Genomic DNA, 19,330 nt, shown 5'->3' with positions numbered 1-19,330 from the left:
CTATTTTAATTCTAATAAAACTACGTTTTCAACGTGGTGTGTTTGTGGAAACATGTCAACTGCTTGAGTTTTTATAATGTTGTATTGTTCTTTCATCAAAGCAAGGTCACGTGCCTGAGTTGCAGAATTACAACTTACATAAACTATTCTTTTTGGTGCAATTTCTATAATTTTAGCCACCACATTTTTATGCATACCATCTCTAGGAGGATCTGTAATAATAACATCGGGTTTTCCATGTTTTTTTATAAATTTATTATTAAAAACATCTTTCATATCACCTGCGTAAAACTCAACGTTATTTATATTATTTAATTGTGCATTTAGTTTTGCATCTTCAATGGCTTCAGGAACAGATTCTACACCAATTACTTTTTTAGCTTTCTTTGCTACAAACTGAGCAATAGTTCCTGTACCTGTATAAAAATCATAAACAACTTCATTTCCTGTTAATTGAGCGAAATTACGTGTTATTTTGTATAATTCGTAGGCTTGTGCAGAATTTGTTTGATAAAATGATTTTGGGCCAATTTTAAATTTTAAACCTTCCATTTCTTCAAATATATGATCTCTACCTTCAAATAAAATAATATCTTGATCGTATAAAGTATCATTTCCTTTACTATTAATTACATATTGAAGAGATGTGATTTGTGGGAATTCTTTAAAAATAGCTTTTAATAAACCAAGTCGTTTTTCTTTTTCTTCTTTAAAGAATTGAATAACAACCATAATTTCGCCTGTTGAAGAAATACGTAACATAATGGTTCTTAATAAGCCAGATTGCTCTCTTGGATTGTAAAATTCTAACCCATTTTTGATACCGTAATTTTTAATAAAATTTCGAATTTGATTGGAAGGGTCTTCTTGCAAATGGCATTTATCAATGTCTAAAATTTTGTCCCACATGCCTGAAATATGAAATCCACAAGCATTTCTATTATCAATATTTTCTTCTGAATTTATTTCATCCAAGGTAAGCCAACGGCTATTTGAAAAAGAAAACTCCATTTTATTTCTGTAGAAATAAATATTTTCACAACCTAAAATGGGAGTTGCTTCTGGTAAATTAAGGTGACCAATACGAGTTAGATTATTTATCACTTCTTTTTCTTTATATGCCAATTGGTGCTCATATCCCATAAATTGCCATTTACAACCACCACAATGTTCAAAATGCTCACAAACTGGTTCAACTCTTTTTTTAGAATATGTGTGAAATTTAATAGCAGTACCTTCAAAATATGCTTTTCTTTTTTTTCCGGTTTTAATATCTACAATATCACCTGGGACAGTATTAGTTAAAAAAATAATACGTCCATCTGGTGCTTTTGCAACTGTTTTCCCTTTAGCGCCAGCATCTATTACTTCAATATTTTCAAAAATAATTGATTTGTTTCTTCTACCCATTTTGCAAATGTAACATTTTAGCATAAAAAAAGCACCCCAATTTAAGGGATGCTTCAAATATTTTTTATAAGCTATCTTTATTTAACGCTTTTCATATAAGCTGCTATTGCAGCCAATTCTTCTTCAGAAAGATTTTTAACAAAACCATCTAAGTTTGCTTTCATAATTGCAACTTGTCCAGGGTCAGTATCTACAATAGGTTTAGATTCTTCTTTTAAAAACTTAACAATATCCCCATTTTTCTCAGAATATATTTTATTAATTTCTTTAATTGAAGGGCCAATAACTTTCATAGTTGGATTGTGACAAGTGGCACAGGTTTTTTCAGAAAATAATTTTTTACCTAATTCAACCTTACTATCAGCCACATCGGATGTTGCATCAGCTTCCTTAGTCGCTGTGGTTGTTTCCGTAGTTGTATTATGTTGCATCATTGGCTGTTGCATCATTGGTTTTGTTTTTTCTTCTTTCTTTTTTTCACCGCAACTCACAAAAAATAGTGCAGCTAATCCTAAAACTAATACTGATTTTTTCATTTTTTTTATAATTTAATTTACAACTGCTAATTTATCTAAAAAAAATCAATAATAATGTAAACTTTTATAAAAATTAATTTGGATTAAACAGACTAGGTATTCTTTTAAAATGAATCCATTTTATTGCTATTTGATAAAATATAAATCGTAAAAAATTTTGTAATTTTGTTGGCTACTAGGATGATTTCTCTCCATAAGAAGGAATTGAAAGAAAATTCAATTTTTAAAACATTTTATAAGAATGGTTTCAGAAAAAATTTCATCAGAACAAGCAATTAATTTAGAAGAAAAATATGGTGCACATAATTATCACCCGCTACCAGTAGTATTAAGTAGAGGAGAAGGGGTATATGTTTGGGATGTTGACGGTAAGCGATATTATGATTTTTTATCGGCTTACTCAGCTGTTAATCAAGGGCATTGTCATCCTAAAATTATCAAAGCATTAACAAATCAAGCTCAAACCTTAACATTAACTTCCAGAGCTTTTTACAATGATATACTTGGCAAATACGAAGAATACATTACGCAATATTTTGGTTTTGATAAAGTACTGCCAATGAATAGTGGAGCAGAAGCTGTTGAAACAGCAATTAAATTATGTAGAAAATATGCATATGAAAAAAAAGGAATTGCCGAAAACAAAGCTGAGATAATTGTATGTGAAAATAACTTTCATGGAAGAACTACAACCATCATTTCCTTTTCTAACGATGAAGATGCTCGTAAAAATTTTGGACCTTATACAGCTGGATTTATTAAAATAGAGTACGATAATTTAGATGCTTTGGAAACTACATTAAAATCATTTGATAACATAGCAGGGTTTTTGGTTGAACCCATCCAAGGAGAAGCAGGAGTTTATGTGCCTTCAGAAGGATATTTAAAAAAAGCAAAAGAACTGTGTGAAAAATATGATGTTCTTTTTATAGCAGATGAGGTACAAACGGGTATTGCAAGAACAGGGAAATTATTGGCGGTAGATTATGAAAACGTAACACCAGATATTTTAATTTTAGGAAAAGCGTTAAGTGGAGGAGTTTATCCTGTATCAGCAGTACTAGCAAATAATGCAATAATGGATGTTATAAAGCCTGGGCAACACGGTTCTACTTTTGGGGGCAATCCATTGGCTGCTGCTGTCGCAATTGCAGCACTCAAAGTTATAAAAGAAGAAGATTTAGCTAAAAATGCAGAGCAATTAGGGAATTTATTTAGAAATGAAATTCAAAAATTAGTTAATTCCAATGGTTTGGTAAAGCAGGTGAGAGGTAAAGGCTTATTAAATGCAATAATTATTAACGAATCTGAAGATAGTTCTACAGCTTGGGATATTTGTTTAAAATTACGTGATAATGGTTTGTTAGCGAAACCAACTCATGGAAATATTATTCGTTTTGCACCTCCATTGGTTATGAATGAAGAGCAATTATTAGATTGTATTTCAATTATAAAGAAAACAATTGTTGAATTCAAATTGTAAAAAATAAAGTATTTATTTTATTCTTAAAAAGAATTCTTTATTGTTAAAGCTTTTAACAATGTAAAAAAAAAGTGGCATTTAAGCCACTTTTTTTATTATCTTTTTCTTCTTTTAGAGCTTTTATTAGCTGAGCTAAAAGCATTTTTAGTATTAGAACGATTTCGTCCAAATTTACTAAAATCTCCTTTTGAATTTTTGTCTCTTCTTTTTCTATCTCCATCGCTTCTTCTTCCACCACTTCTTCCAGAGCGTTTTTTCTCTGTAATCTCTACATTTACATTCCTACCTTCAAAATCAACATCGTTCTCCTTAAAAACAGCAATTGTTTCATCGGTATAGTTTTTGTCTAATTCAAAAAATGAAAATGTATCTAGAATTTCAATTTGACCTATTTCAATATTTTTTGCAATTTGCTGCTCATTAATTAAACCAATTAATCGGGCAGGATTTAACCTGTCTTTTCTCCCTATATTGATAAAAAAACGAGACATATTTTCGTCATTTCTTCGTCTTCCTCTACTATCTGAACCACCTCTCATTTGGTCACTGTCATTTAAATCAGGTGCATTTTCATAATATGATAAAAATGTGTTAAATTCAAGTGAAACAAAACGTTTTATTAATTCTTCTCTGTCTAAATCTTTTAATTTTTCATAAATAGAAGGTAGAAAATCAGCCATTTCAGTCTCATTAACTTTAATGTCTTGTACTTTATCAATTAGTTTAAGAAGTTGATTTTGGCAAATTTCTTTTCCAGTTGGAATAGAGGTGCTCACAAATTTTTTCCCAATTAATCGTTCAATAGGGTGTAATTTACCTTTTTCACGCCCTGTAACAATTGCAATTGAAATACCTTCTTTTCCGGCTCTTCCTGTTCTACCACTTCGGTGAGTATAAGACTCTATTTGGTCTGGTAATTTATGGTTTATAACATGTGTTAAATCGGTAACGTCTAAACCTCTGGCAGCCACATCTGTTGCAACTAAAAGCTGTAAGTTTTTTTTACGAAATTTACCCATAACACTATCTCGTTGAGCTTGTGATAAATCTCCATGAAGCGCATCTGCACTATAGCCATCTTTTATTAATTTATCGGCAACTTCCTGTGTTTCTCTACGGGTTCTACAAAAAATAATTCCATAAATATTAGGATTTACATCTGCAATTCTTTTTAGCGCTGCATACCTATTTCTTTCTGAAACTACATAGAATTGATGTGATACTTGATCTGCACCAACATTCTTTTTACCAGCACTAATTTCAACTGGTTTGTGCATATAATTTTTTGCAATACTTTCTACTTCTTTTGGGAAAGTTGCAGAAAACAGTAAGGTTTGTTTTTCTTTAGGGGTAACAGCAAGAACTTTATCTAACTCATCTTTAAAACCCATATTCAGCATTTCATCTGCTTCATCTAAAACTAACCATTTTACATTAGATAATTTTAATTGTTTTCGGTTAATTAAATCCACCGTTCTACCTGGTGTACCAACAACAATATGAACCCCTTTTTTGAGTTTTCTAATTTGTTCTTCAATATTTGACCCTCCATAAACAGCTGCGGTTCTAAAACCATCTATATGTTTAGAGAATTCAGCTATATTTTTAGCAATTTGAATTGCTAATTCGCGAGTTGGCGATAAGATAATTGCTTGTGTATCTTTGCTTTTTGTATCAATTTGCTCTATAATTGGCAAACTAAAAGCAGCAGTTTTTCCTGTACCTGTTTGTGCAAATGCTTTTAAATCTTCTTTTGAGTTTAAAACTTGAGGAATTGATTTTGATTGAATTTCTGTAGGATTTTCGTATCCTAAATCGGTTAAAGCCTTAATAATATTGCTATTAAGCCCTAACTCCATAAATGTCGACATTCTGTATATATTATTGATTTACAGACGCCCATCTATAAACCGGTTAAAAACGTGCAAAGATACACTTTAATTTAATACAAAGAGGAAAAAATATTTTATTTTAATTTGTTTAATTCTAAATTTAATTTATTTGAGTCTAAATAGGTAAAGCCATTTTTAACTATTCCCTTGCTATTAACAATAATAATTCGTGGATATTTACTAGTTAGGTATTTATTTGCGTAGCTATCTTTAGTTAACTTAAATTGTTTTGAAGTATCTAGTAGTTTTAAATGAGGTTCTGTTTTTATATTTTCTAGAGAAGGATGCATATTAATGCCAATAAATAAAATAGTTGGATACTTATTTTCTAAGTATTTGATTCTATTTACCAAATAATCGGATGACATAAAATCTGTAGACCAAAAATAAATAACTGTATTGGATCCTTTTATAACATTGTTAATGGTGGTTTTAACATTGTTGGTAGAAACAATTTCAAAATTGTGAAGAGGTTTGCCATTAGATACAAATTCACTGTCATTTACCAAACTTTTAACTTGCTTTACAAAAGATGGGTTACTACAATTTTTTAAGAAAATATCTAAAGCTTTATTATTAATACTACAAGTGGATTTAGTTTTGAAAAAATCATTTATTATAATTTTTTTTAGTAAGGTATTTTTGAAGTTTTCAGCCTTAACATGCTTTATAGTAGCATTCAAAATATTGGCTGTAATATTATTTTTAGTGGTATCTTTTTCTTTCAGTTGATAACTTAAGTTGTACAAATAGCTAATAATATAGTTTTGATAAGGGTAAAAAGAAACCAACTTTTTCTCATTTAAATCAATATTATTTCTAAAATTGTAAAATTTAGCAGAGATTTCAGGAAACTTATCTAAGTTATGAGCTCTTTTGTGAAAATAAGGGTAAATTTCTTTCAACCTATACAAAGGGAAGTTAATTGCTGTAGTAGTTAATTTTTTAAAGTCTTCAGAAATATGAGTTTGGGTAGTTGAAAAATCGTTATAAATTTTAAGTCGATTAGTTAATAAGGAATCTATTTTTTTTTGAAAATTGGCTTCTGATAAACTGAAATATTGATACATCTCTTTTTCTTCTTTTCCATTTTGTAAAAAAAGATTGATTAAAAATTCGTTTTTATCACTTCCTTTTCCACTATACACAAGTGATTCATCAAAATCCCAAGTATTTAATCTCACCAATACGCTATCAGCAGGTTCTAAATAAATATACTGAAACTCATTGCCATGTATAAATGTATACAAACCTTCTTTCAATGATTTATATTTATTAAAAAAACGGTTGTTTTTATCAAGAGGTAAGGTATCAATTACTTCATTATCTTTTAAAAACAAGACATAACTTGATTTAGGATTGATAATTTCTCCTCCAAAATAAATTTCAGGATTATCTTTTTCAGTTGTTTTACAACTAAAAATTAAAACGAATAATATGATACTTATAAAATACTTCATTGAAAACAAGTTGACACAAAAATACGTACAACTTATACGCTAGTTTGTTAACGAGATGTTAAATATAGAAAAGGTATTTTAAAATAGTTATAATTAACTTTAAATTAAATATTTTTTAGTGAATCTAATTTATTACTTTTGCAAAAATTTTAAATAAAAATATATAATGCTTTCAGTATCAAATTTGTCTGTTCAATTCGGTAAACGTGTTTTGTTTGACGATGTAAATACAAAATTTACAATAGGAAATTGCTACGGAATTATTGGTGCCAATGGTTCAGGAAAATCAACTTTTTTAAAAATTATTTCAGGTCAAATAGATCCAACATCAGGACAAGTACATTTAGAAGCTGGTAAACGCATGTCTGTTCTTTCTCAAGATCATTACGCTTTTGATAACTATCAGGTTTTAGATACGGTTATGTTGGGTAATAAAAAATTATTTGATATTAAAAAAGAGATGGATGTTATTTATGCCAAAGAAGATTTTTCTGAAGAAGATGGTATTAAAGTTGGAGAATTAGGTGTTGAATTTGAAGAAATGGGAGGTTGGAATGCTGAAAGTAACGCAGCAACATTATTATCCTCATTAGGAATAAAAGAAGATTTGCATTATACGTTAATGAGTGAGTTAGATGGGAAGGCAAAAGTACGTGTATTATTAGCTCAAGCATTGTTTGGAAATCCAGATGTTTTAATTATGGATGAGCCTACCAATAATCTTGATTTTGAAACTATTGGTTGGTTAGAGAATTTTTTGGCTAACTATGATAATACTGTAATTGTAGTATCGCATGACCGTCACTTTTTAGATGCTGTTTGTACTCATATTTCTGATATTGATTTTGGAAAAATAAATCATTATTCAGGAAATTATACTTTTTGGTATGAATCTAGTCAGTTAGCAGCAAAACAACGTGCTCAGCAGAATAAGAAAGCTGAAGATAAAAAGAAAGAATTAGAAGAGTTTATTCGTCGTTTTTCAGCCAATGTTGCAAAATCTAAACAAGCAACATCTCGTAAAAAAATGATTGCAAAATTAGATGTTAATCAAATAAAACCTTCAAGTCGTAGGTATCCAGCAATTATATTTGAACGTGATAGAGAAGCAGGGGATCAAATTTTAAATGTTGAACATTTATCTAAATCAACAGATGAAGAAGTGTTATTTAAAGATATTCACTTTAATTTAAATAAAGGAGATAAAGTAGCGTTAATATCAAAAAATCCAAGAGCTGTAACTACATTTTATGAAATTTTAAATGGACATATAAAAGCTGATAGCGGTAAATTTCAATGGGGTGTTACTACAAGTCAGTCATATTTACCCTTAGATAATTCTGAATTTTTTAAAGATGTTAATTTAAATTTAGTTGATTGGTTGCGACAATATGCGAAAACCGAAGAAGAACGTGAAGAAGTGTATTTAAGAGGATTTCTTGGGAAAATGATTTTTAGCGGAGAAGAAGCTCTAAAAAAATGCAATGTGCTTTCTGGAGGAGAAAAAGTACGTTGTATGTTATCTAGGATGATGATGATTAGAGCCAATGTGTTAATGTTAGATGAACCAACAAACCACCTAGATTTAGAGTCAATACAGGCATTTAATAATTCGTTAAAAAACTTTAAAGGCACAGTATTGTTTACAACTCATGACCATGAATTTGCACATACCGTTGCTAACAGAATTATTGAAATAACACCAAAGGGAGTCATAGATAGATATTCTACATTTGATGAGTATCTTGAAGATTCTAAAACTAAAGAACTTAGAGCTAAAATGTATCAATAAAAAAGCGAGCTATCTTGCTTACTTTTTTATTGTCTTTGTAGTTTTTTTCGTCTGCTAAATTCTCTCAAAATTCTTCTGTTAAACTCTTTTTCAGCTTTTTTAAGTCGTATAATTTTTACTGCTGAAATTATTTTAGACAACTCTTTCACTAATTTTATTTTGTTGTCAGTAATTTGTTGTTCAGTTAAAATTACGTCATCTATCAATTTTTGTGCTTCCTTATTTGATAAATAATCAATTCCACCAGCTAATTGAACTTTATGCTGAAGCCCACCCTCAAGTGACATTTTTAAAGCCTGTATTTTAGTTGTATACATATTGTAAATAGGCCAGAATTTTTCGGCTTCATTTGGTGATAAATTTAGAGCCTCAGTTATATAAGCTGTTTTAAGTGCTTTAATTCTTTGCCTATTTTGCTGTTGAGAGAACGATGTGTTTGTTGTTAGCAGTATTATATATGTTAAGAATAGTAATTTTTTCATTTTTTTCATTTTTAGTTTTTATAGAGAATTTCATCTAGATCTTCTTCATTTAAATATTCTAAAACTTCATTATCTGAAATAGAAGTGCTTAATATTTCACTATCTAACTCAATTTCAGGATACATAGAAACAATGCTTAAAGCATCAATATCCACACTACCATTATAAATCCAATCTTCAATTTCTGTTGAATTAAGGGAGTTAAATGTAATTTTAGGAGTATCGTTTTTTAGAATAAATAGTAATAGGAGTGAAGCAGCAATTGCTATAGGTGCTATAAATTTAGTTAATTTTCTTTTTAATGAAATTACTTTTGCTTCATCATTTATTTTAGTTAAAACACTTTCTTCTAATGTGTCAAAGTATTTTTCAGGTATTGAAGTATTCCTCTTACCATGAATTGCTTCAGCCTTTAGTTTTGTAATAATAATATCTTCAACTGTGTCAAAATATTTTTCAGGAGTATTAAATGCATTAAGTTTTATTTTCGTTGGAAATTTTGCAGTTTTTAATTTAGCTAAAACGCCATCTTCAATAGTTTCAAAATAATTTTCAGGTATTTCAAAGCCATTTTTTTTAAGTAATTCCTCACTTAACATAGGTGTTTTTTTATGTAAATTTCCTTTTTTCATTAATAATTATAAGACATGTTTTTAATATGATGGTTTAATATGATTTTAAAAATTTTTCAATTTTTTTTACGGCATGAAAATATGATGCTTTTAAGGCTCCAACAGAAGTGTCTAAAATTTCAGAGATATCTGAATACTTCATTTCATCAAAATATTTCATGTTAAATACTAATTGTTGTTTTTGAGGTAATGAAATAATTGCTTTTTGTAATAATTGTTGAATTTCACTACCTGAGTAATGAGGGTCTTCATGTAAATTATCAGTTATTTTATGCTGTAATTCATTGATATCAATATGCTGTTTTGCCGCTTTTTTATTAATAAAAGTAATGGCTTCATTGGTAGCTATTCTATATATCCAAGAATATAATTTACTGTTTTCTTTAAATGAATGGATATTCTTAAAAACTTTAATGAATGTATTTTGAAGTACATCATCTGCATCTTCATGATTTAAAACAATTTTACGTATATGCCAATACAAACGTTCTTTGTATAGAGACATTAAGTTTCTAAATGCTAGTTCCTGAGTGTCAGAATTTTTAAGTTGAGCAACTAATAATCTTTCGTCTATCACGTAATTTATTTTCTATTAGACGCTTAAAAATAGAAAAGGTTTAATTCAAAACCAAAGATTATGTTAGTTTCTCAAATTTTCTTTTTGAATAGCCAAACAATCGTTCATTTTTTATAATTTCAGAAATTCCTTTTGGGAGCATATCTTCCCAGCCTTTTTCTCCTTTTGCTATCATATCAAGAACAACCCTAGAGAAAATATCTAAAATTTCAGGATTATAATCTTCAATATCAACTACTTTTCCATTGTATTTGAAGAATTTATATAATTCTTTCATTCGAGGATGAACTTTTAGATTTTCACTCGTTTTAATTTCACCTGTTCGTTGATCTTTAAGAGGGTATAAATAAACTTTTAAATCTTTATAAAATAATTTACCAAAAGCCTCTAAAATTCCGCCACTTAAATTGCGGTAGTATTTCTCATCAAATATTTGAACAAAGCTTGAAACTCCCATTGCTAAAGCCATTCTGGCTTTTGTAAATTCAGAGAAGTATTCAACCAATTTATAGTATTCTTGGAAATTGGTAATCATTACATTTTGACCTAGTGAGCATAGTAACTCAGCTCTTTCTAAGAAATCTCTTTCATTAATTTCTCCTTCAGAAATTAAATTAGTTAATGTAATTTCAAATATTATTTTAGTGTTTTTTTTATCGACTTTATTTTCTTTTAAAAAAAGTTCTTCAGCTAGTTTATACATGTCCATATTTACTTTAGTTACAGGTCTAAAGCTACCGCGTAACGTCAAAATATTGGCTTTGTATAATTGTTGAGCAGGTAATAAGTTGTTTCCATCTGGACCAAACATTACTGCATTTGTCATGCCATTTTTTACCAATAATAGGCTCATGAGTCTATTATCAATATATGAAAATCGAGGGCCAGAGAAATTAATCATATCAATTTCCAATTGAACTTCATGTAAGTTATCATATAACGATTTTAGTAACTCTTTAGGGTTGTCATTTAAATAAAAAGCTCCATAAATTAAGTTAACTCCTAAAACGCCTAGAGTTTCTTGTTGTAATTTAGCATCAGTTTCCTTAAAGCGTGCGTGTAAAATAATTTCATTATAATCTTCTAAAGGATCCAATTGAAAATTAAGTCCAATCCAGCCATGCCCTTTGAATTTTTTGGCAAAATCTATAGTTGTTACTGTATTTGCATATGAAAAAAACATTTTTCCTGGATGTTTTTTTCTGTTTAATCGATCTTCAATTAGTTCAATTTCATAGTGAAGCATTTTTTTTAGTCTTTCTTCAGTAACATAACGACCATCTTCTTCAACTCCATAGATGGCGTCTGAAAAATTTTTATCATAAGCGCTCATTGCCTTAGCAATAGTACCTGAGGCACCACCAGCTCTAAAAAAATTCCGAACTGTTTCTTGACCAGCACCTATTTCGGCAAAAGTGCCATAAATATTTTGGTTAAGATTTATTTTTAAGGCTTTTGTAGTACATGGAGGGATATCACTAATTTCAATATCACCTTTTAATTTTAATGTCATTTGAATTTTTTTAGTTTCGGCAAAAATACTAAAAAATGATATGATAGTGAATAGGATTTTCCCAAAAAAAGAAGATGCAATTTTAAATTGCATCTTCTAAAGAAGGTTTTTGTAATTTACAAAAATTACATGTTTTTTAGTTCTGAAACTAAGTCTGTTAAAGCAGCTTTAGCATCACCAAAGAGCATTGAAGTTTTTTGATTAAAAAATAATTCATTTTGAATACCAGCATAACCAACATTCATACTACGTTTATTAATAATAATATGCTTCGCATTTTCTACATCTAAAATTGGCATACCATAGATAGGACTTGAAGGGTCGTTATGTGCTGCAGGATTTACAACGTCGTTTGCACCCACCACCAATACCACATCAGTATTAGGGAATTGAGGGTTAATATCATCCATTTCAATTAATTTATCGTAGTCAACATTGCTTTCAGCCAATAAAACATTCATATGGCCGGGCATACGACCTGCAACTGGGTGAATGGCATAAGACACATCAACACCTTTGCTAGTTAGCAATAATTCAAGTTCGTGAATAACGTGTTGCGCTTGTGCTACGGCTAATCCATAACCAGGTACAATTACAACTTTACTTGCATAATTAAGCATAATTGCAGCATCACTAGCCGTTGTTTTCTTAACAGTACCGCCTGTTTTTCCAACTGCTGCAACTCCTTCTGTAGAACCATCACCTCCAAATGCTCCAAAAATCACATTACTTAGAGATCTATTCATTGCATCACACATTACAAAAGTTAAAATTAACCCTGCAGATCCAACTAAGATACCTCCAACCAACATCACCATATTACCGTATAGAATACCTGTGATTGCAGCTGCAATACCTGTTAAAGAGTTTAAAAGAGAGATTACAACTGGCATATCAGCTCCTCCAATTGGTATAACAAATAAAATTCCATAAACTAACGAAGCAAATAATAAGATATAAATTAGGAATAAATGGTTTCCACCCATCATAACAATATAAGTTGAGAAGGCTAATAGCCCTAATAAAACTATATTATTTAGTAGGTTATATTTTGGAAGCCTAATATCTTTCATAGAGCCATTTAATTTAGCCCAAGCAATTAAACTTCCTGTAAAGGTAATACTACCAATAGCAATAGCCGCAATTACGGTTGAAGTTTGCATTGCGTCTCCAACTTTATTGCCATATTCAACTATTCCAATTAGCATTGCACTTGCACCTCCAAAACCATTGAATAGTGAAACTAATTCGGGCATTTTTGTCATTTCAACTTTAATGGCAATTAGCCATCCAACGACAGTTCCAACTAATAAAGCAGCTCCAATTAAAATGTAATTTATAGAAGCTACTTCAAAATCATGTAAAAAGATTGTTCCAATAATAGCTAAAATCATACCTACCGCAGCAATTAAATTTCCTTTTTTTGCTGTTTCAGGGTGTCCTAACATTTTTAAACCGATAACAAATGTAACGGTTGCAATCAAATAGATAATACTTAATGTTATATTCATTATTTTTTCTTTTTAAACATTTGTAACATACGGTCGGTAACTGCAAAACCACCAATCACGTTTATAATTCCTAATACTACGGCAACAAACCCTAAACCTAATGATAAGTAATCTTTAGGATTTGCTTGAAGCATTACTAATAATGCTCCAACAATTACAACACCACTTAGTGCATTTGCACCTGACATTAAAGGAGTGTGTAATACGGATGGTACATTTTTTATTAATTCTACACCAATAAATATCGCTAAAATTAGGATATATATTAATTCTAAATTATTGCTAATAAATTCTAATAATTCATTCATATTCGTTTAGTTTTAGTTTTTTCTAATTTTTCCTTCTTGTACAATTAAAGTTTCATCAGTTATTTCTTCATCCAACTCCCATTTAAATTCATTATTTTCAGTTAAATGCATTATAAAGTTATATATGTTTTTTGCGTATAAATCACTTGCATTAGTTGAAACGCTTTCTGGAGAAATAGTGGTTCCAATAATTTTTACACCATGCTTGGTAACTGTTTTATTCATTTCACTAATTTCACAGTTACCTCCTTGTGCGGCAGCTAAATCAATAATAACAGCACCATTTTTCATTTGTTTAACTTGTTCTTCAGTAATTAATACAGGAGATTTACGTCCTGGTATCATAGCCGTAGTAATTACCAAATCTGCATCAAATAACGATTTATTAACAGCTTCTTTTTGTCTGCGTGCGTAATCTTCAGAAGCTTCTTTAGCATAACCGCCTTCAGATTCTTCACCCGTATTATCAACTGATATGAATTTAGCTCCCAGTGATTCAGCTTGTTCTTTTGTTTCCATTCTAATATCAGTAGCCATAACAACAGCTCCCAACCTTTTAGCCGTTGCAATTGCTTGTAAACCAGCAACGCCAACACCATAGATTAAAACTTTTGAAGGGGTAATTGTACCTGCTGCTGTCATCATTAATGGAAATATTTTTGTCATTTCATAGGCGCCTAAAATAACAGCTTTATAACCAGCTAAATTACTTTGTGAACTTAAAACATCCATATCTTGTGCCCTTGAAATACGAGGCATAGCATCCATTGAAAATGCAGTAGCACCTGTTGCGGCAATTGATTCAATGAGTTTAGGATTTGATTTGTGGTATAGTTGGCTCATTAAAATGTGCCCTTTATCCACTAATTTTAAATCTTCTTCATCAAATGGGTTAATTTTTATAAGTATGGTTGCATTTTTAAAAACTACTCCTCTTTTTTCTACTGAAGCACCAATTGCTTCATAGTCTGAATTTTTAAAGGAGGAGGCTGAACCTGCATCTTCTTCAATTAAAACTTCAAACCCTTTGTCAATAAGCTTTTTGGCTATACTGGGTGAAATGGCTACTCTTTTTTCGCCTACTTTTGTTTCTTTTAATACACCTATTTTCATATACGTAAAGTTTTGGTATGTGTAAATTTATATAAATATTTCAAATTGTAAATTTGAGAAAATTTTAATAATGAAATCAAAAAAAGAAAACTAGCTAAAAAACTAGTTTCAATTTTAAATAAAGTTTTACTCAGAAGTATGTTATAAACAATAACAATTAGACTAGTATTGAAAAAAGTAATTATTATTGATTTATTTTTCATATTACAAATCTTGTTCTTTTAAAGAATGTGTAAAAATATACAAATATTTAACGTAAAAAGTTGATAAAAATCACATTTTTTTTTAGAATGTAATTATTTTGAGTTTAATGTAATTTATGTAATAAGTATTACATTAAAAAATGAAATAGAACGATATTTCTAATCATTTTATTTTAAAAATAAAAAATACAAAATAAATTTACATTTACAATTTTTTGAAGTATACTTGTAATTCTTTTATAAAATAATGGGTATTAAAATTACTTTTTTAGGCACAGGTACATCGCAAGGAATTCCAGTTATTAACTGTACACATCCTGTTTGTTTATCAAAAGACAAAAGAGATAAACGTTTAAGAGTCTCAATTTTGGTTGAATGGGATGATTTTTCTTATGTAGTGGATTGTGGGCCAGATTTTAGGTATCAAATGTTGAGAGCAAATGTTACTAAAATTGATGGTGTTTTGTTTACACATGAACATGCGGATCATACGGCGGGTTTAGACGATTTACGTCCATTTAGTTTTCAATTAGGAGCTGTGCCAATTTATGCTCAAAAAAGAGTACTAGAAAATTTAGCTCAGAGATTTGATTATATTTTTGAAGATAAAAATAAATATCCAGGAGCCCCAAGTGTTGTACAAAATGAAATAAAAAACACTCCATTTCAATTAAAAAATTTAAAAATAATTCCAATTGAAGTAGCACATGGTGAATTGCTAATTTTTGGGTTCAGATTTGGAAATGTAGCTTACTTAACAGATGTTAAAACCATAACAACGAAGGAAAAGACTAAACTTAAAAACTTAGAAGTTTTAATTATTAATGCTATACGTTACAAACCACATCGCTCTCATTTAAATTTGGAAGAAGCATTAAATTTAATTGAAGAACTAAAACCGAAGAAGGCTTATTTGACACATATAAGTCATTATTTAGGATTTCATGCAGATGTGGAGAAAACATTACCTAAAAATGTGTTTTTAGCGTATGATGAATTAGTGTTAGATATAACTTAATTTAATCATTTATTAAAGCCCACTCAACTGCTTTTTCTGCATGAATTTTGGTGGTGTTAAATGTTGGGATGTTTACATCAGTGTTTGAGATAAGTAATGGTATTTCGGTACAACCGAGTATAACACCTTCTGCACCCCGTTTTTCTAAATTATAAATGATTGTTTTATAAATATCTCTTGATTTATTTTTTATTTTCCCTACTACCAATTCATTGTAAATAATATCATGAATTAATTGTCTTTCTTTTACAGTAGGTATTATAACTTCAATTTTAAAATGATTTGTCAAAAATCCTTTATAAAAATCTTTTTCCATAGTAAATTTTGTGCCTATCAAAGCTACTTTTTTAATACCTTTTTGCGCAATTTCTTTCCCAGTTGCTTCTGCTATATGGAAAAAAGGAATTGAAATATTTTTTATAATTTCACTACTACATAAATGCATTGTATTTGTACAAAGAACCACAATATCAGCTCCAGCTAGTTCTAGTTGTTTGGCAGCATTAACCATTAATTTATTGAGAGTTTTCCAATTGTTTTCATGCTGTAGTTTTTCAATTTCAGCAAAATCAACAGAAATCATAATGTTTTTACATGAGTGAAAACCACCTTTTAATGTTCTAACCTTTTTATTTATATATTCATAATAAACCGCAGAAGATTCCCAGCTCATACCTCCAATTAGCCCTATTGTTTTCATATTAAAAATAAGTTATTATTTTAGTACAATGTACTTTTTTAATTTGGAAGTTAGAATTTTATCAAGTTCTTGTTCATTTCCAAGCGAAGTTTCAACAAATAAAATACCAAAAATAGGGTATTCATTAAAATTAACTTTTCTTAAGCTTAAAGGGTTTTCAAAATCTTTAAGAACTTGTTCATAATTAAAATGTGAGATATTATTTTTATCAATTCCAGAGTTGTTATCTAACAAAATAATACTATATTTTTTATCTTTTCTAGTTTCTAGAATTTCTTCCCATTGAGGTTTTTTACCTTTCAAAAAGTATTCATAAGAATTTATACCATACGCATACCAAGATAAATCACCGGTTGTACACCAACCTCCAAAACGTAGCGGATTTACTTCAATGGGTATTATTTCTCCTTTTTTAGCTATTCTAACTTCAACATGTACAGGGAAATTTATTAAACTCGCTTTTTCGCCTATTATTTGTAAAAACTTTTCTATTTTGTCAATATTATTTTCAATGATTTCTTTTGAAGTGGTGTAAATTCTATCGCTAACATCTTTTCCTGATGAAAAAATATGATGTAAAATATTTAAAACAATTGGTTCTCCTTTATTATTAAAATAACAATCAATAGCATATTCTTCACCCTCAATACATTCTTCAATAATAAAATTGGTGGTATTTAAAACTTCACTAGGGTAGAACCCTTTGATTTGAGTTATTTCTTGTTTTATTTTTACTAAAACTTCTTTCCATTCTTGGGGCTTATCAACTTTATGAACTCCTAAACTAAAAAAACCAATTGCTGGTTTTATAATAAATGGAAAAGGTAAATTATCAATAGAAATACTGTCTAAATCTTCAAATTTAACACCTTTAAAAAAGTATTTTGGAAAAATATCTTGTACTAATTCTCTAAATGTTATTTTATTTTTAAAAAGCTGAATTTGATTTGGTAATTTTGAAAATTCTAAATTTTGCTCAACCCAACTAATAATATTTTCTGAATTAGAGTAGATAGGTGTAGTCGGATTGTTTTTGATTAAATGAATAGCTTCTTTTTCGGAAATCCAATTTAACGATTTGTCTAAAATTATTTTTGTTGCTTCTGAAGTTGCAACAATTTTAAAGTTATTTTTTTTTATGGTTTCAATTAAAAAATCTGAAACATAGGGTTTATCAATTAATATCATATTTTTTGATGAGAAGTTAAAAGTAATTTATAGGTGTAAAATTACTTAAAAACTTAAAAATAAAGTGATTTATTTCGTGTTTAATTCTTTTAAAGTTGCTATTAATTCTTTTAAATTGATATTTGTTGGTGCTGGAATAAAAAGTTCTTCACTATGCGATAAGGTTCTATCTGTATAATAATAAACCAAGTAAATGCCATGAAAAGGATTTTCAATAATTTTCAGGTAAATCTAATAGTTGTTATATATTATTTTTAAGGTTCTTTCCATATCACTTTTAACTTTTGAAGTTTCAATTTGGTAATGGTTATTCATATAGCTAAAAATAAGAAGTGTACCTTTTTTTGTTATTAAATAGCCACTTAAATTATAATTGTTAGACAAGGAACCCGATTTTGCGTATACAAAAGGTTTTTTATTTCCATACCAATTTTTTAAAGTGCCTGATTCTCCACCAACAGGAAAGTAATTTAATAACTGTTGTTTAGGAATTTCATTCAGCATTTTTTCTAATAAAAAAACAAAGTCGTTGGGTGTAAATAAATTATAGCGAGACAGCCCAGAGCCATCTACCCAACGCGGTTTTTGAGGTAAATTTTGTAAGTAGTTAGCTAAAGAATATTCAATGGCTAATTTAACATTGTAAGAATTAGCAACCTGCTTTGCAACTTTGAGCATTAATTGCTCGGCAATAAAATTATCACTTACAACAAGCATTTGTTTGTATAAGTCGTTAGAACTAACTCCTTTTAAAATTTCAAATTTATATTTTTCAGAAGTTGGAATTACAGTAATATTTTTTTGAATAAATTCACCTAATAATTTAGCGGTCAATTGATTTGATGTAATAAAAGGAACTTCGTTTTCCTGTGTATTTCCTTTTTCTACATAAAAAATATTTTTTGAAAGTTCCCTAATACTATTGGTAGAATCTAGTACTTTTATTTGTTGTTTAAAAAAAGAAGGATTTACTTGTAAACTGTCTGCCAAAGAAAACGTTACAATATTTCCATAAATAGGAAATAAATTTTTCTCGGGCATATAATAATATTGGAAATCGTCCCAGGCCCATCCACTTCCATAAGGTGCTTCATCAATGTATTCATCTAATAAATAAATGCTATCAGTTTCATTTTTAAAAAAATTAATTATTTTTGAACTATCAAATCCATATAATAATGAAGGATCTGCTGTTCCTTTTATAATTAATGAATCTTGTGTTTTGTAATAAGCTAAACTTGAAACAGAATCTTTAAGTGTTTTGTAAGCTGTATAAAAAGTGAATAATTTTATGTTTGATGCAGGTGTAAAATATTTTGCTCCATTATAATTTATAATCTCTTTTTTAGTTTTAGGATTATACAACACAAAACCTTTAAAAAAAGAAGTTACCTTATTGTCTTTTTTAAAATTACGTTTAATTTTATGTGTTGTACCACAAGAAGTTAATAAAATTATAATAAGCAGTATAAATGTTGTTTTATAGAGGTGCTTAAACATATTTTGATTTGT

General features: G+C 28.9%; 17 protein-coding genes. 3 read left to right on the top strand and 14 right to left on the bottom strand.

Annotated features, from left to right (window positions below; translation table 11 throughout):
• Positions 1-1,410, bottom strand: coding sequence for a 23S rRNA (uracil(1939)-C(5))-methyltransferase RlmD (gene rlmD / locus Lupro_RS03330; protein ID WP_068206249.1), 1,410 nt, complete (start codon positions 1,408-1,410; stop codon positions 1-3).
• A gap of 77 nt (positions 1,411-1,487) precedes the next feature.
• Positions 1,488-1,946: a c-type cytochrome gene (locus Lupro_RS03325; protein ID WP_068206247.1), complete on the bottom strand. Its 459-nt coding sequence runs from the start codon at positions 1,944-1,946 to the stop codon at positions 1,488-1,490.
• Positions 1,947-2,187: 241 nt separating this feature from the next.
• On the opposite strand from Lupro_RS03325, the gene rocD reads away from it, so the two are divergent.
• The gene (gene rocD / locus Lupro_RS03320) at positions 2,188-3,429 is read left to right on the top strand and encodes an ornithine--oxo-acid transaminase (RefSeq protein WP_068206245.1); all 1,242 of its coding nucleotides are present in this window, start codon (positions 2,188-2,190) and stop codon (positions 3,427-3,429) included.
• Positions 3,430-3,524: 95 nt separating this feature from the next.
• On the opposite strand, the gene Lupro_RS03315 is transcribed toward rocD, so the two are convergent.
• The gene (locus tag Lupro_RS03315; RefSeq protein ID WP_068206243.1) at positions 3,525-5,300 is read right to left on the bottom strand and encodes a DEAD/DEAH box helicase; all 1,776 of its coding nucleotides are present in this window, start codon (positions 5,298-5,300) and stop codon (positions 3,525-3,527) included.
• Positions 5,301-5,395: 95 nt separating this feature from the next.
• Positions 5,396-6,781, bottom strand: coding sequence for a hypothetical protein (locus Lupro_RS03310; protein WP_068206240.1), 1,386 nt, complete (start codon positions 6,779-6,781; stop codon positions 5,396-5,398).
• Positions 6,782-6,947: 166 nt separating this feature from the next.
• Between Lupro_RS03310 and Lupro_RS03305 the strand changes: the two genes are divergently transcribed.
• On the top strand, positions 6,948-8,573 hold the full coding sequence (locus Lupro_RS03305) for an ABC-F family ATP-binding cassette domain-containing protein (RefSeq protein WP_068206239.1): 1,626 nt from the start codon (positions 6,948-6,950) through the stop codon (positions 8,571-8,573).
• A 26-nt stretch (positions 8,574-8,599) separates the two neighbouring features.
• Here the strand turns inward: Lupro_RS03305 and Lupro_RS03300 are convergent, their stop codons facing one another.
• The 7 genes from Lupro_RS03300 to Lupro_RS03270 all read right to left on the bottom strand — a co-directional run bounded on the left by Lupro_RS03300 (position 8,600) and on the right by Lupro_RS03270 (position 14,709).
• A complete protein-coding gene (locus Lupro_RS03300; protein WP_144439105.1) occupies positions 8,600-9,055 on the bottom strand; it encodes a hypothetical protein in 456 nt (151 codons plus the stop codon).
• 11 nt (positions 9,056-9,066) lie between these two features.
• Positions 9,067-9,687: a hypothetical protein gene (locus Lupro_RS03295; protein WP_068206235.1), complete on the bottom strand. Its 621-nt coding sequence runs from the start codon at positions 9,685-9,687 to the stop codon at positions 9,067-9,069.
• Between the two features lie 34 nt (positions 9,688-9,721).
• Positions 9,722-10,264, bottom strand: coding sequence for an RNA polymerase sigma factor (locus Lupro_RS03290; RefSeq protein ID WP_068206234.1), 543 nt, complete (start codon positions 10,262-10,264; stop codon positions 9,722-9,724).
• Positions 10,265-10,322: 58 nt separating this feature from the next.
• The gene (locus Lupro_RS03285) at positions 10,323-11,777 is read right to left on the bottom strand and encodes a nicotinate-nucleotide adenylyltransferase (protein ID WP_068211393.1); all 1,455 of its coding nucleotides are present in this window, start codon (positions 11,775-11,777) and stop codon (positions 10,323-10,325) included.
• Between the two features lie 125 nt (positions 11,778-11,902).
• Positions 11,903-13,288 carry an NAD(P)(+) transhydrogenase (Re/Si-specific) subunit beta gene (locus Lupro_RS03280; RefSeq protein WP_068206231.1) on the bottom strand — a complete coding sequence of 462 codons (1,386 nt, stop codon included), beginning with the start codon at positions 13,286-13,288 and terminating at the stop codon, positions 11,903-11,905.
• Positions 13,288-13,596 carry an NAD(P) transhydrogenase subunit alpha part 2 gene (locus tag Lupro_RS03275; RefSeq protein WP_068206229.1) on the bottom strand — a complete coding sequence of 103 codons (309 nt, stop codon included), beginning with the start codon at positions 13,594-13,596 and terminating at the stop codon, positions 13,288-13,290. The genes Lupro_RS03280 and Lupro_RS03275 overlap by 1 nt, the downstream gene beginning before the upstream one ends.
• A 12-nt stretch (positions 13,597-13,608) precedes the next feature.
• Positions 13,609-14,709 carry a Re/Si-specific NAD(P)(+) transhydrogenase subunit alpha gene (locus Lupro_RS03270; RefSeq protein ID WP_068206226.1) on the bottom strand — a complete coding sequence of 367 codons (1,101 nt, stop codon included), beginning with the start codon at positions 14,707-14,709 and terminating at the stop codon, positions 13,609-13,611.
• Between the two features lie 456 nt (positions 14,710-15,165).
• Between Lupro_RS03270 and Lupro_RS03260 the strand changes: the two genes are divergently transcribed.
• Positions 15,166-15,930, top strand: a complete 765-nt coding sequence (locus Lupro_RS03260) for an MBL fold metallo-hydrolase (protein WP_068211390.1) — start codon at positions 15,166-15,168, stop codon at positions 15,928-15,930.
• 1 nt (position 15,931) lies between these two features.
• Here the strand turns inward: Lupro_RS03260 and Lupro_RS03255 are convergent, their stop codons facing one another.
• From Lupro_RS03255 to Lupro_RS03245, 3 genes are all read right to left on the bottom strand, one after another.
• Positions 15,932-16,630, bottom strand: coding sequence for an aspartate/glutamate racemase family protein (locus Lupro_RS03255; RefSeq protein ID WP_068206224.1), 699 nt, complete (start codon positions 16,628-16,630; stop codon positions 15,932-15,934).
• Between the two features lie 15 nt (positions 16,631-16,645).
• A complete protein-coding gene (locus Lupro_RS03250) occupies positions 16,646-17,818 on the bottom strand; it encodes an ATP-grasp domain-containing protein (RefSeq protein WP_068206222.1) in 1,173 nt (390 codons plus the stop codon).
• A gap of 231 nt (positions 17,819-18,049) precedes the next feature.
• Entirely contained in the window at positions 18,050-19,318 is a 1,269-nt protein-coding gene (locus Lupro_RS03245; protein ID WP_068206219.1) for a D-alanyl-D-alanine carboxypeptidase, read from the bottom strand.
• Positions 19,319-19,330 lie beyond the last annotated feature (12 nt).

This window comes from Lutibacter profundi, from assembly GCF_001543325.1.
Classification (GTDB): Bacteria; Bacteroidota; Bacteroidia; order Flavobacteriales; family Flavobacteriaceae; genus Lutibacter; species Lutibacter profundi.
The sequence above is the reverse complement of the archived record's forward strand: the minus strand, read 5'-3'. Positions and strand labels throughout refer to the sequence as shown.

Excerpts from the sequence above, each read along its gene's own strand:
- rlmD (WP_068206249.1), bottom strand. The coding sequence starts at position 1,410 with ATGGGTAGAAGAAACAAATCAATTATTTTTGAAAATATTGAAGTAATA.
- Lupro_RS03325 (WP_068206247.1), bottom strand. The coding sequence starts at position 1,946 with ATGAAAAAATCAGTATTAGTTTTAGGATTAGCTGCACTATTTTTTGTG.
- rocD (WP_068206245.1), top strand. The coding sequence starts at position 2,188 with ATGGTTTCAGAAAAAATTTCATCAGAACAAGCAATTAATTTAGAAGAA.
- Lupro_RS03315 (WP_068206243.1), bottom strand. The coding sequence starts at position 5,300 with ATGTCGACATTTATGGAGTTAGGGCTTAATAGCAATATTATTAAGGCT.
- Lupro_RS03310 (WP_068206240.1), bottom strand. The coding sequence starts at position 6,781 with ATGAAGTATTTTATAAGTATCATATTATTCGTTTTAATTTTTAGTTGT.
- Lupro_RS03305 (WP_068206239.1), top strand. The coding sequence starts at position 6,948 with ATGCTTTCAGTATCAAATTTGTCTGTTCAATTCGGTAAACGTGTTTTG.
- Lupro_RS03300 (WP_144439105.1), bottom strand. The coding sequence starts at position 9,055 with ATGAAAAAATTACTATTCTTAACATATATAATACTGCTAACAACAAAC.
- Lupro_RS03295 (WP_068206235.1), bottom strand. The coding sequence starts at position 9,687 with ATGAAAAAAGGAAATTTACATAAAAAAACACCTATGTTAAGTGAGGAA.
- Lupro_RS03285 (WP_068211393.1), bottom strand. The coding sequence starts at position 11,777 with ATGACATTAAAATTAAAAGGTGATATTGAAATTAGTGATATCCCTCCA.
- Lupro_RS03280 (WP_068206231.1), bottom strand. The coding sequence starts at position 13,288 with ATGAATATAACATTAAGTATTATCTATTTGATTGCAACCGTTACATTT.
- Lupro_RS03275 (WP_068206229.1), bottom strand. The coding sequence starts at position 13,596 with ATGAATGAATTATTAGAATTTATTAGCAATAATTTAGAATTAATATAT.
- Lupro_RS03270 (WP_068206226.1), bottom strand. The coding sequence starts at position 14,709 with ATGAAAATAGGTGTATTAAAAGAAACAAAAGTAGGCGAAAAAAGAGTA.
- Lupro_RS03255 (WP_068206224.1), bottom strand. The coding sequence starts at position 16,630 with ATGAAAACAATAGGGCTAATTGGAGGTATGAGCTGGGAATCTTCTGCG.
- Lupro_RS03250 (WP_068206222.1), bottom strand. The coding sequence starts at position 17,818 with ATGATATTAATTGATAAACCCTATGTTTCAGATTTTTTAATTGAAACC.
- Lupro_RS03245 (WP_068206219.1), bottom strand. The coding sequence starts at position 19,318 with ATGTTTAAGCACCTCTATAAAACAACATTTATACTGCTTATTATAATT.